Source organism: Sorangium sp. So ce836, assembly GCF_028553905.1.
Classification (GTDB): domain Bacteria; phylum Myxococcota_A; class Polyangia; order Polyangiales; family Polyangiaceae; genus Sorangium; species Sorangium cellulosum_D.
In genome coordinates, this window is record NZ_CP102233.1 from 9,500,423 (window position 1) to 9,512,635 (window position 12,213).

The 12,213-nt window shown below is 70.2% G+C and carries 8 protein-coding genes; 1 reads left to right on the plus strand and 7 read right to left on the minus strand.

Features of this window, described 5'->3' with window-relative positions; all coding sequences use genetic code 11:
• Positions 1-19: 19 nt before the first annotated feature.
• A complete protein-coding gene (locus NQZ70_RS34295) occupies positions 20-565 on the plus strand; it encodes a hypothetical protein (protein WP_129577997.1) in 546 nt (181 codons plus the stop codon).
• A gap of 284 nt (positions 566-849) precedes the next feature.
• On the opposite strand, the gene NQZ70_RS34300 is transcribed toward NQZ70_RS34295, so the two are convergent.
• From NQZ70_RS34300 to NQZ70_RS34330, 7 genes are all read right to left on the minus strand, one after another.
• On the minus strand, positions 850-2,817 hold the full coding sequence (locus tag NQZ70_RS34300) for an FG-GAP-like repeat-containing protein (protein WP_129577998.1): 1,968 nt from the start codon (positions 2,815-2,817) through the stop codon (positions 850-852).
• Between the two features lie 230 nt (positions 2,818-3,047).
• The gene (locus tag NQZ70_RS34305) at positions 3,048-5,072 is read right to left on the minus strand and encodes an FG-GAP-like repeat-containing protein (RefSeq protein WP_129577999.1); all 2,025 of its coding nucleotides are present in this window, start codon (positions 5,070-5,072) and stop codon (positions 3,048-3,050) included.
• Positions 5,073-5,652: 580 nt separating this feature from the next.
• Entirely contained in the window at positions 5,653-8,037 is a 2,385-nt protein-coding gene (locus NQZ70_RS34310) for an ATP-binding protein (protein WP_129578000.1), read from the minus strand.
• A gap of 11 nt (positions 8,038-8,048) precedes the next feature.
• Positions 8,049-9,317: an ATP-binding protein gene (locus NQZ70_RS34315; protein ID WP_129578001.1), complete on the minus strand. Its 1,269-nt coding sequence runs from the start codon at positions 9,315-9,317 to the stop codon at positions 8,049-8,051.
• Positions 9,318-9,400: 83 nt separating this feature from the next.
• Positions 9,401-10,375 carry a D-2-hydroxyacid dehydrogenase gene (locus tag NQZ70_RS34320; RefSeq protein WP_129578002.1) on the minus strand — a complete coding sequence of 325 codons (975 nt, stop codon included), beginning with the start codon at positions 10,373-10,375 and terminating at the stop codon, positions 9,401-9,403.
• An 11-nt stretch (positions 10,376-10,386) separates the two neighbouring features.
• Positions 10,387-11,172, minus strand: a complete 786-nt coding sequence (locus NQZ70_RS34325; protein WP_129578003.1) for an aldo/keto reductase — start codon at positions 11,170-11,172, stop codon at positions 10,387-10,389.
• 21 nt (positions 11,173-11,193) lie between these two features.
• A complete protein-coding gene (locus tag NQZ70_RS34330; protein WP_129578004.1) occupies positions 11,194-12,153 on the minus strand; it encodes a GNAT family N-acetyltransferase in 960 nt (319 codons plus the stop codon).
• Between the last annotated feature and the right edge of the window lie 60 nt (positions 12,154-12,213).

Here is a 12,213-nt window from a genome sequence, read left to right on the forward strand (position 1 = left end):
CTCACAGGAGGGATGACCGATGCTCCGCAACGCGAAGATCGACACGCTGCGAATCGCCCAGCTCACCGTCGCCGCCATCATGGCCGCCGCAGCCCCGGTGTGCTTCACCCTCGCTGCGCCCGCGCGCGCAGCGGTCGTCGACGTTCAATGCGCGGGATCCTTCGACCGGTCCTTCAGCCCGGCCGTCACCGTTACCCCGCAGAACGTCACGGTGACCGAAGCCTTCGACTACGACACCTGCGCGATCGGCCCCAGCGCCACCGGCGCCGCCTCCATCGAGGTATCCCTCGGCTGCGTGCCCGTCACCGCGGGACCGCCGGAGACCGAGACGGTCACCTGGAGCGATGCCACCGGCGGCACCAGCACCATCACCTGGTCAGCCCCGACCGTCGTCGGCCAAACCGCCATTTTTACCGGGACCGTCACCGCCGGGCGCTACGCGGGAGACGCTGCCACCAAGGTCACATCCGGGGTCAGCTATCTCGGCAGCGTCGTGGGATGCCTGCTCGGCACTCCCGTCAGCAACACCACAGGCCTGGTCGACAGCATCGTGCTCACCCAGTGACGGCACGGGGGCACGAGATCCAACCACTTCGGAGACGTCACGCACCAGCTGCGGACACCGGCCGGCGCGCGAAGGCAAGCCTATGACGGCCTCCGCGCGGCGGGTCTCCAGGAAGTGATCCCCTCCCTTTCTCCCCCCACCTCGCAGACATCCTACGACGTGCCTGCGGGAGGGGGGAGACCGTGAGTCGCTCCGTGGAGCTTCGGGGAGCGCTGCGTGTCAGTCCGGCCGGTCTCGTCAGTAGACTCCCCGGACGGTACGCAGCGTGAGGGCGAAACGGCGGGTCAGAGCCCGTTGGGGATCACGGTGAGGGTGCCGGATCCCCTGTTGGTCAAGACGAGATCGTCGTACCCATCGCCATCCAGGTCTGCGACGGCGATGGCGTTGGGGCCGGGCGAGGTGCCGGTCGGGACGACGGGGCCCGAGGTGAAGCCTCCGCCGCCGTCGCCGGTCATCGGACGGACGCCGCCCGAGGAGGTGGTGACCAGGATGTAGGCGTCGAGCTTGCCGTCGCCGTTGAAATCGCCGGCCACGACCCCCAGCGCCGAATTGGCGATCGCGCTGGCCCCGGTGGCGGACCGAACGCCGCTCGCGACCGTGCCGTCGCCGTTCCCTTTGAAGAAGTAGAGGTACGCGCCGGCCGCGCCGTTCGAGAGGATGTCGAGCGTGCCGTCGCCGTCGGCGTCGCCGAAGGCGATGCCCGCCGTCTGGCCGTTGGCAGAATTGGTGTAGGCGACCGGCGCGGCGAACGAGCCGTTGCCCTGGTTGATGAGGATCGAGAGACGCGCGGCGCTGGGGCTCGTCACCACGAGATCGGAGAAGCCGTCGCCGTTCAGATCACGGCAGGCGATGCTCGACTGCACGCCGCCGGTGGCCGCGATGGCGATGAGCGTGGGCGCGCCGAAGCTGCCCCCGCCGGTGCCCAGGAGCACGCTCACCTGACTCTGGGTCACGCTGGTGGTGGCGATGTCGGCCACCCCGTCATGATCGAAGTCCCCGGCGCAGAGGTGGACGGAGCCCGGCGTTCCGGTGGTGAAGCTCGTCGGCGTGTCGAAGGTTCCGGGCGCGCTCGGGCCCAGGTTCCGGTAGACGCTGATGCTCCCGTTGCTGGTGGGCAGGTTGGTCTGGCCGTCGACGGTGACGGCGTCGAGCCACCCGTCGCCGTCCACGTCCACCGCCACGACCGCGTTGCTGGAGAGCGGGGCGCCCGCGGTGTAGAGCTCCGGCTGGAAGATCGCGTCGCCGTTGCCGTGGAACACGGAGAGCGACCCGGAGGGGGTCATCGACGATCCGGATTCGCCGTTGGCCACCAGGATGTCGAGCGCACCGTCGCCGTTCACATCGGCGACCGCGGGAGCCAGCGGGTTGTGGGGAGCGGAGGTGCTGATCGGCGTGCCGGGGACCTGGCCGGAGGGCGGGGTCTGGCAGCCGCCGTTCGAGCAGATTTCTCCCGCCGCGCAAGCGAGGTTGCAGGCATTGCAGTGCGAGGCGTCGCTCTGGAGGTTGACCTCGCAGCCGTCGGACGTGAGCCCGTTGCAGTCCGCGAGGCTGCCTTCGCACGCCTCGCAGCGGGTCCCCTCGTAGGTGGGCAAGCACTCGCAGGTGTACCTGTCGATGCCGTCGGTGCAGGTCCCGCCGTTCTGGCACGGGCTTTCGGCGCACTCGTCGATGTCGGTCTCGCAGTTGGCGCCGGTGAAGCCGGGCAAGCACTCGCAGGTGGTGCGGTTGATGCCGTCGACGCAGGTTCCGCCGTTCTGGCACGGGCTTTCGGCGCATTCGTCGATGTCGGTCTCGCAGCTCGCGCCGGTGAAGCCGGGCAAGCACTCGCAGGTGGCGCTGTCGATGCCGTCGACGCAGGTCCCGCCGTTCTGGCACGGGCTTTCGGCGCACTCGTCGATGTTGGTGCACGTCACGCCGTCGCCCTCATACCCCGCGTTGCAAGCGCAGGTGAAGGAGCCTGTCGTGTTGGTGCACGCCGCGTTCGCGTCGCAGTTGTCGGTGCTCAGGGCGCACTCGTTCACATCGGTGCATGTGCCGCTCTGGCAGGTGAGGCCGTCGCAGCACGGCACCATGGCGTCGCACGGCGCGTTCACGGCCAGACAGCCCTCGCCGCCGCAGGTCGGGTCGCAGATCGGGTCGTTGTCATCGCCGTCGGCCACGGAGGGGCCGGCGCTGGTGCAGCTCGCGAGCAGCAGGGCGGAGAAGGCCGGGATCGCCAGACAGCTGAAAAGAGAGCTCTTGCGATGGCTCATGGGTCGTCCTCTGTTTCTTTGTTGAAGCGGCGGGGGTGGTGCCGCGCGATGTTAGCCTGCGCCGGCTGAAGAAATCTCAGGTCGTCCGACTCAACCGACTCGAGACCGATACCCGTGTGAAGACGTCCTTTGCGGAGGTGATGTCGAGGCAGGCCCCTGCGCGTCTTTCGCGTTTCGCGCGCGCCGCCGCGCGAGCCACCGGATCCGCGCGAAAAGGGCGAAAAGGCGGGTCAGAGTCCGTTCGGGATCACGGTGAGGGTGCCGGAGCCGCGGTTGGTCAGGACGAGATCGTCGTACCCGTCGCCATCCAGGTCCGCGGCGGCGATGGCGTTGGGGCCGGGCGAGGCGCCGGTCGGGACGACGGGGCCCGAGGTGAAGCCTCCGCCGCCGTTGCCGGTCATCGGGCGGACGCCGCCCGAGGAGGTGGTGACCAGGATGTAGGCGTCGAGCTTACCGTCGCCATTGAAGTCGCTGGCCACGACCCCCAGCGCCGAGTTGGCGATCGCGGTGGGCGAGGCGGTGGATGAGACGCCGCTCGCGAACGTGCCGTTGCCGTTCCCTTTGAAGAAGAAGAGGAACCGGCCGGCCGCGCCGTTCGAGAGGATGTCGAGCTTTCCGTCGCCGTCGGCGTCGCCGAAGGCGATGCCCGCCGTCTGGCCGCTGGCGGCGTTGGCGTAGGCGACCGGCGCGGCGAACGAGCCGTTGCCCTGGCTGATGAGGATCGACAGGCGCGCGGTGCCGGGGCTCGTCACCACGAGATCGGAGAAGCCGTCGCCGTTCAGATCACGGCAGGCGATGCTCGACTGCACGCCGCCGGTGCCCGAGATGGAGATGAGCGCGGGCGCGCCGAAGCCTCCACCGCCGGTGCCCAGGATCACGCTCACCTGACTCAGGGTCACGCTGGTGGTGGCGATGTCGGCCACCCCGTCGTGATCGAAGTCCCCGGTGCAGAGGTGGACGGAGCCCGGGGTTCCGGTGGTGAAGGTCGTCGGCATGCCGAAGGTTCCGGGCGCGCTCGGGCCCAGGTTTCGGTAGACGCTGATGCTCCCGTTGGTGGTGGGCAGGTTGGTCTGGCCGTCGACGGTGACGGCGTCGAGCCACCCGTCGCCGTCCACGTCCACCGCCACGACTGCGTTGCTGGAGAGCGGGGCGCCTGTGTAGTAGAGCTCGGGCTGGACGGTCGCGTCGCCGTTGCCGTGGAACACGGAGAGCGACCCGGAGGGGGTCTGCGGCGATCCGGATTCGGCGTTGGCCACCAGGATGTCGAGCGCACCGTCGCCGTTCACATCGGCGACCGCCGGAGCCAGCGGGCTGTGGGTCTCGGGCACGCTGATCGGCGTGCCGGGGACCTGGCCGGGGGGCGCGGCCTGGCAGCCGCCGTTCGAGCAGATTTCACCCGCCGCGCACGCGCTGTCGCAGGCGCTGCAGTGGGAGGCGTCGCTCTGGAGGTTCACCTCGCAGCCGTCGGACGTGACCCCGTTGCAGTCCGCGAGGCTGCCTTCGCACGCCTCGCAGCGGGTCCCCTCGTAGGTGGGCAAGCACTCGCAGGTGTAGCTGTCGATGCCGTCGGTGCAGATCCCGTCGTTCTGGCACGGGCTTTCGGCGCACTCGTCGATGTCGGTCTCGCAGCTCGCGCCGGTGAAGCCGGGCGAGCACGCGCAGGTATAGCTGTCGATGCCATCGACGCAGGTCCCGCCGTTCTGGCATGGGCTTTCGGCGCACTCGTCGATGTCGGTGCAGGTCACGCCGTTGCCCTCGTACCCCGCGTTGCAAGCGCAGGTGAAGGAGGTCGGCGTATCGGTGCATGTAGCGTTCGCGTCGCAGTTGTCGGTGCCCAGGACGCACTCGTTGTTCTCGGTGCATGTGCCGTGATGACAGGTGAGGCCGTCGCAGCACGGCACCGTGGCGTCGCAGGGCGCGCCCTTCGGGAGGCAGCCGTCGCCGTGGCAGGTGGGGTTGCCCAGGGCGATGTAGTCGCCGAGATGCAGCAAGTGCGCGGGGAGGCACAACAGATTGATCTTGAGGATCGTGTAGGGGTACGTCGTGGAGCCGTTCCTGTGGCACATCAGGATCGTGCCGTGGACGTCGAAGTCGTTGCAATGGTCGGGGGTGAGCGCGCCATGGGCTTCGCCCACCGCCTCGTCGTCGTCGCCGTCGGCCGCGGAGGGGTCGGCGCTGGTGCAGCTCGCGACCAGCAGGGTGGAGAAGGCCGGGATCGCCAGATAGCCGAGAAGAGAGCCCTTGCGATAGCGCATCGTTGGTCCTCTGTTTTGTCGGAGCGGGGGGGTGCCGCGCGATCTCGGGCCTGCGCTGGCTGAGGAAATGTCAGGTCGTGCACATCTGCCAATTCAAGTTCGAGGCCAGCGCGAAGACGTCCCTTGCGGGGGTGATGTCGAGGCAGGCCCCTGCGCGTCGCTCGGCGCGCCGCCGCGCGAGCCAGGAGAGCCCGCGCCGAGCTCGCGCCGAAATCAGGGCACGCCGCCTCATCGGGCCCGCTGGCCCGGCACCGCACACATCACGGCACCGGGCACGAGCAGCCCCCCGGGCCAGCCGCGCTCCGCGGCTACGGCGGCTGCTGCCTGAACGCCTCAGCTGCGGAGTGCGCGCCTCATCGTGCGGGACGACCGCGCACACTCCGCCGTCGATGGTGGGTTTTCAGCGCACGCAGGGCGCTTCAATCAGGCGAGCCACGTCTCGCGGGCCACCCACCTCGTTGGCGACGTGCTGCTCTGGTCGCCAGGATCGAGAGCTCGCGAAGCACACGCGACGGCATCCAGCGGGACGGCTCCGCCAGGATGGCCGTCGACCTGCTCGCTATGACAGGCCCCACTCGGGTCAGCTCTTCGCGGCAACGCGGCTCTTATCGGCGCGCCGGAGCTTGGTGCTGGCGCTCGCGCGGTACTGTGAGGCACGCGCCTTTTCGGAGCCCGCTTTCTCTCTCCCCTCGCGGCGTCGCTCGATGAGCCCGATGAGGTCGGAGACGACCTCCAGCACCTCAGGTGGAGCGTGAACGGGCCGCCCTACGATCTGCCGGAGCGCGACGATGAGCGGCTCGAACGTGAGCCTGGCCGGGGATGCTTCGATGACGGACAGCGCTCTGTCGGCCTGCCCCGCCGCGGCGGCCTCGATGAGAAGCGCACTCAGACTGGGTGCAACTTTCATCGTATCCTCCTCGGAGGAGAGGATCTGCTCGATGACAGTGAATCCCTCGTCCCAGAGCCCAGCCCCGACACCGAGCATCACGGCACCTTCGATCCGCACCGTTGGCTGATCCGATGCTGCGAGTATTCGTCCAGCCCAAGGGCAAGCGGGCTTCAGCACCCTCCGATGCTCATTCTGCCACGTCGCGACGTCGATCCCGGACTGAGGAACCATCGCGCTGCACCAGGCTATCGCCGTCAGCAATGGATTGACCACACGACGACATCTCGCTTCGCCGAATGCTTGAACAACGCCGCGCCAATCCTCCTTAGAGAGCCGCGCAGCTGCGACGGCGACCCACGCCCAGCGCTCCCCCGCAGCTGCCGCTCCTTCGTACTCGCAAAGAAGCCGTGTTTGTTCTCCCGCGTCCATGCGTGACAAGATCCCTACAAGTTGCTCGGCGAATTTCGGCTCCTTCGCCGCGAGAGACAGCCATCTTCTCGCGCAGCGCTCCGCATCATACGGTCGCTCGGCCGCTACGTAAGCATTCGTTGCTGCTTCAGCAGAGCTAGCCCAATCCGCGCCTCTGCTTGACTCGAATTCGACCAGGCGCTCGAGCGCCGCCCCTGCCTCTCCGTACCGCTTCTGCTCGACCAACGCTCCTATCTCATCAATCAGAGCCGATTCCTCCGCCGCAATCTTCCGCTCCTTATCTGCGCCTTCGGCTTCCCTGAACATCAAACGCTCGAGCGTCCTCCTGAGGGATGCGCTGACATCAGGCCAACTCAAGACGTCTAACGTAAAAACCAATGACTGAACCAGATCGCGCCGCAGCTTCGGATCGCGCACGCTCTGAAGGATCCCTTCCATGACATCGAAGTGGTCCCTCCGCTCCTCCGGCCCGAGCCCCTTGGCCTCCTCCGCGATCCGCCCGAGCAGCCCCACGAGGCCATCCCCCTCGTAGAGGTGGACCATGAAGTCCACCACCGCCCGCACGCGCGCCGCGCCCGCCCCGCGGCGCCGGAGCAGGTGATAGATGTTGTACAGTCGCTCGCTCAGCCGGTACCTGAGCCTCCGCCCCTGCCCCTCCTCGACCGCCGCCCCCCGCCCCACCAGCCGGTGCAAAAGCGCGCTGGCCTGATTGACCTCCATTCGCGCCGCCTCGGCCACCTCCCGCGCCGTGGACGGGGTCCAGAGATCCGCCAGCATGACGTACACCTTGCGCTCCGTCGCCGGCAGGCTCTCCAGGTGGCTCTTGAAATAATCAGTGTTGTCGTCGACCAGCTGCGTCAGGTTCTCCATCAGATGGCGCAGCGACGTCTTCGCCGCGAACGACGCCAAGATCCCGAGCAGCCGCGGGTTGCCCCCCGTCAAGATCTGCATCGGCCGCACCCGGCGCGCGTCCGCCTCCACGCCGCCGACGGCCTCCCAGAGCGCCCGGCACTCGGCCAGATCGAGCGGCTCCAGCGCGTATGTCGCGAACATCTCGTAGAGCGCCTGCTCCTCGTCGAGGATCGCCCCGAACGGGCACGTCGCCGTGGCCAGCAGCAGGATGCGCGGCTCGTTCTGCAACGTATGTCGCAGCGACCAGGCGTCCTTCTCGGACATCTGCTCGTCGAGCAGCATGTGCAGGTTCTCGATGACGAGCAGGATGCGTTTCCCCTGCTCCTCGGCGAAGCCGACCAGCCGCGCCAGCGCCCTCGCGCACAGCCGATCGTCGTCCCGCTCGGCACGGAGCTCGTCGTGGAGCGCCTGCCAGCGGGCATCTCCCGTCTGGTCGCCGAGGTGCATGATCGCCTCGAGCCAGAGCTCTCCGATCGTCGAGACCGTGTAGCTCTCCTCACCGAACACCAGCGGATACCAGCGCGCCCCGAGCTCCGGATCCCGCGTCACCGTGTCGGCGAGCATCCGCACCAGGGTCGTCTTGCCCATCCCGCGCGACCCGAGCACGAGCACGTGCTGGTTCGAGGGGCCCGTGCTGTCGCGGATGTACTGGAGCACGATGTCGAGATCGCGCTTCCTCACGACGAACGACGACCGCAGCTGCTCCGGCGTGAGGAACGCCGGGTTGTGCTTCATGAGCGGCGCGTTCACGGCCCGCCCCGCGCCGCCGCCGGCGTGAACTGGGCCGCGAACCTCCCCTTCCACCAGTCGCGCAGCAGGAGCGACGCAAACACGAACGCGCCGGCGTCGTTGTCCACGAGGTACCCGTCGTGCTTCAGCACGTCCATCACGCGCCGCAGCACGTCCTGGGGCTTCTCCGCCGACGCCCCCGGCTCCGCGGCCGCCGCGTTGTCCCTCGCGAGCGCCATCGACGCCCCCGGCGTCAGGACCCCGACGACCGCCGCCTCGGTGAGCAGATCCAGGGTGAGCGGCAGGTCCCGCTGCCCGAGCACCAGCTTGAGCCGCTCCTCCATGTGGCTCAGCTCCGCATGCCCCCGCGTGCTGAGCATGCTGTGCATGTAGACGCGGTCGACGTCCTCGAGGGACACCTCGTGCTGGGCGCGGCGCTTCGTGTCGTTGTAAACGTGGTTGAAGAACATCTGCACGTGGTGGGGAATGCAGGAGCCGAGCTTCTCGACCATGCGCCGCGCCGCGCCCTCGCGCAGCACCACGCTGTAGTTGTTCGCGAGCGCCTCCAGGCACCCCATCGCCGTCTCCTCGTCCCAAGGGCGCAGCTCGTACGGGGTGAACGTGTTGACGGTGGCGCTCAGGCCAGCCTGGCGCAGCACCGGCTCGAGTCCGATCGACCCAGCGACGACCAGCCGGATCTTCGAGCGATGCTTGATCGTCTGCCCGCGCAGGAACGACAGGAACTCGTCCGTGAGCTTCCTGCGCTCGGGCGTGATCGTGTACTCGTCCGCCTTGAGCAGCCGGTTCACCAGGATGGGCAGCTCGTCCATGAAGACGACGACGGGCCTGTCGTCGCCGGCCAGCGCGTCGAAGAGGCGCTCGCCCTTGGCCTGCCAGTTCTGCTTCAGGTGCTCGCGAAACGTGAGCTTGAACTCCTCGGTGCCGAGCGACTCGATCCGCTCGGCCCTGTCCCGCACGAGCTCCTTGGCCCTGTCCCAGAGCGTCTGGTGAGGTCGCGTGGCCACGCCCAGCTCGACGACCGCGTCCTCGCCGCTCTGGGACCTCTGCAGATCGAGGAACAGGCACCTGTAGTCCCCCTTCTCCAGCTCCTCGCAGAGCTTGCGCATCAAGCTCGTCTTGCCGACACGGCGAGGCGCGGCGATGAGGACGTTCGCCCCCTCGCCCAGGAGCTCCTTGAGATCCCAGACCTCCTGCTCCCGGTTCCAGAACCGGTCGCCGCTCACCCAGTTGCCCACCTCCCGGACGAGCTTCGCCTTGACCTGCATGGGGTCAACCTACCCCGCCGGCCATCGCTCGCAACAGTTTCGTTGGCAACAGAGCCGCCGTCGCCCGGCGCGCCCCCGCCGCCTCAGATCACCCGGTCCAGCAGCGCCTCCCCCCGCTCGAACCGCCGCAGGTTCGCCAGGAAATGCTCGACCTGCGCCACCGGCTCCTCGCGCCGCCCGCCGGCGGTGTGCGGCGTGATGAAGCAGCCCGGGGCGCGCCAGAGCGGGTGATCCGGCGGCAGCGGCTCGGGATCCGTCACGTCGAGATACGCGCCCGCGAGGCGGCGCGCCTCGAGCGCCTCGAGCAGCGCCGCCTGGTCGACCGTGGCGCCCCGGCCGACGTTGAAGAGCCACGCGCCCGGGCGCATCCGCGCGAGCAGCGCGGCCGAGACCAGCCGCCGCGTGCCCTCGGCCTCCGGCAGGCTCGAGACCACGTGGTCCGCCCACGCGAAGGCGTCGCCGAGCTCCTCCCTCGCGACGGCGCGGCCAGGCTCGTCGCCGCGGGGATGGGCGCGCAGGACGCGGAGCTCCACCTCGAACGGGGCGAGCAGCGCGGCGAGGCGGCGGCCGATCGCGCCGAAGCCGAGGAGCAGCACCCGCCGGCCCCGGAGCAGCGCGCTCCTCGACCGCACGGCCGCGTCGGGCCAGCCGCGCGGGCCGCGCTGGTTCTCGAGGCACTCGGGCAGCCGCCTCGAGGCGGCCAGCATGAAGGCGAGGGCGTGCTCCGCGCACGGGTCGGCGTAGACGCCGCTGCTCGTCGTGAGGACCGCGCCGCGGGCCGCGAGCGCGGCGCGCACCGCCGCCACGTCGTAACGCGCATAGCCGGCCGTGCTGAGGTGCACCCAGCGCAGGCGCGGGGCGGCGCAGACGTCGTCCGGGTGCGGCTGGCCGAAGACCACGTCGGCGCCCTGCACCACCGGATCGCGCCCGACCACGGCGAGGTTCTCCGCCGAGCGCGCGCCGGCCAGCACGAGCTCGTGCGGCGCGACGCCCTCGACGAGCCGCCGCGCCGCCTCCTCGGGGAAGACCATGGTGCAAGCGATGACCCTCCGATCCATGGCCGCCCCGCTCACCCGTGCACCGCCCGGCCGAACTCGCGCATCCACGCGTCCTCGTCCGCGGTGAGCGGGCCCTTCGCGAGCGCGTCGAGGTTCTCCTCCACCTCGGCGCGGCTCCTCGGGCCGGTCAGCGCGACGTCCACGTGCGGGCTGGAGAGCTGGAATCGATAGCAGTCGCCCGCCGTCATCGCCGGACCCGACCAGCCCTTCGGCCTCTTCAAGAGGCGCCGCCACGCCGTCGCCGTGTAGGCGAGGACGCTCGGCCGCGCGTCGCGCACGTGCGGGAAGATGTCCCGCTCCGCCCCGGGATGCGCGGCGTTGTAGCGGATCATCAAGAGATCGAGCGGCGACGACGCCGCCAGGCTGCCCGCCCGCGGGCGGTCGTGGATGCTCACCCCGAGCGCGCCCACCTTGCCGCTCTCGCGCAGGTGCACGAGCTCGCGCTCGGTCGAGCCCGTCCACGCGGAGCCGACGCCGAGCCAGCTGAGCAGGTAGACATCGAGGTGATCGGTCCCGAGCTCGCGCAGGAGCTTCTCGGCCCCACGGCGCACGCCCCAGCCGAACCAGCCGACCTGCGCGTAGCCGACCACCGCCACCTGGTCGCGCCGCCGCTTCAGCGCCTCGCGCAGCGGGTTGCCGAGCCCGCGCGCGCGCATCGTCCAGAGGAAGAGGTTGACGCCGCGATCCATCGCCGCGCGCACGCCATCCTCGTCGATGCCGTAGTTCGCCGCGAGGCCGAGCCGGAAGAGGCGCTTGCCGCGGAACGCGGTCGGCGCGCGGTGGAGCCAGTCGTCCATGCGCCGGCAGCTTACACCACCTCAGTCGATGTCGTCGTACTCCCTGTATCGGAGGCCCGGAATGCGCGGCGTGCGGACGTCGAAGCCAAAGCTGCGATCGACCGCCTCGAAGAGCTCGATCTTGTGCGCGAGCCCCTCGGGCTCCCCGCAGCCGGAGGCGCGGTGGCGCTCCCGCCAGCGGGCCTCGGAGCGGACGAGCGGGTAGCCGCGCGTCGCCAGGGCGACGGCGAACGTCCCCGGGCCGAGACACCCCACGTCGGAGCCGTCGGCGCGATAGGCCTCCATCCGGGGCGACTCCACCCATCCGAGCCGATCGCCCTCGCGCGTGGCGCGGATGAGGTGCTCCGTCCGGCCGTCGACCACGACCCCGAACGCGGCCTCGCGCTCGCCGATCTCGATGTCGTGCGCGGGCAGCCCGGCGCGAACCACGAACGTGAGCGCGTCCGACCAGCCGGCGACCCACATGCGCAGGCCGAGATAGAAGCGCACGGCGGGCTGCCACGACCACGGGGTCTGCAGCCGCAGGCCGGGCACGCCGTGGGCCCGCGCGACGCCGTCCGCGCGGCGCAGCAGGGCGCCCGCGACGCCGCGGCCGCGGTGGGCGGGCAGCACGTAGAGGCTCGAGACCTCGAGCAGCGGCTCGCCGCGGGCGCCCGTCGACAGCGCGACGGTGCCGACCCGGCGGCCGCCCCGCGCGAGCCAGTACGGGACCGCGTAGCGCGCGCCCGCGTGCGGCGTGCCGAGCTGCGCGCCGTCGCGCGCCGCCCTCGGCTCCCACACGGCGCGCAGCTCGGCGCCGCGCGCCGCCGGATCGACGCGCGCGAAGAAGCGGTTCTCGACGAGCGACGCGAGCTCGCAATCCATCCACGCGCGCGTCTCGGCGTCCTCGAGGGCGAGCGGCGCGAGCGCGCCGCCCGCGACGAGCGCCGCGTGGATCGCGCGCATCCGCCCGTCGACGTCGCCGTCCTGAGGAGCGCCCACCGCGCGACGCTACCACGCCGCGCGGCCCCCCCGGAGCGGCGCTCCGAGACCGACAGCGCG

What these genes read in the sequence shown, in the direction of transcription:
- NQZ70_RS34325 (WP_129578003.1), bottom strand. Translation starts at nt 11,172, where the DNA reads ATGGACGACTGGCTCCACCGCGCGCCGACCGCGTTCCGCGGCAAGCGC.
- NQZ70_RS34320 (WP_129578002.1), bottom strand. Translation starts at nt 10,375, where the DNA reads ATGGATCGGAGGGTCATCGCTTGCACCATGGTCTTCCCCGAGGAGGCG.
- NQZ70_RS34295 (WP_129577997.1), top strand. Translation starts at nt 20, where the DNA reads ATGCTCCGCAACGCGAAGATCGACACGCTGCGAATCGCCCAGCTCACC.
- NQZ70_RS34305 (WP_129577999.1), bottom strand. Translation starts at nt 5,072, where the DNA reads ATGCGCTATCGCAAGGGCTCTCTTCTCGGCTATCTGGCGATCCCGGCC.
- NQZ70_RS34310 (WP_129578000.1), bottom strand. Translation starts at nt 8,037, where the DNA reads ATGAAGCACAACCCGGCGTTCCTCACGCCGGAGCAGCTGCGGTCGTCG.
- NQZ70_RS34315 (WP_129578001.1), bottom strand. Translation starts at nt 9,317, where the DNA reads ATGCAGGTCAAGGCGAAGCTCGTCCGGGAGGTGGGCAACTGGGTGAGC.
- NQZ70_RS34300 (WP_129577998.1), bottom strand. Translation starts at nt 2,817, where the DNA reads ATGAGCCATCGCAAGAGCTCTCTTTTCAGCTGTCTGGCGATCCCGGCC.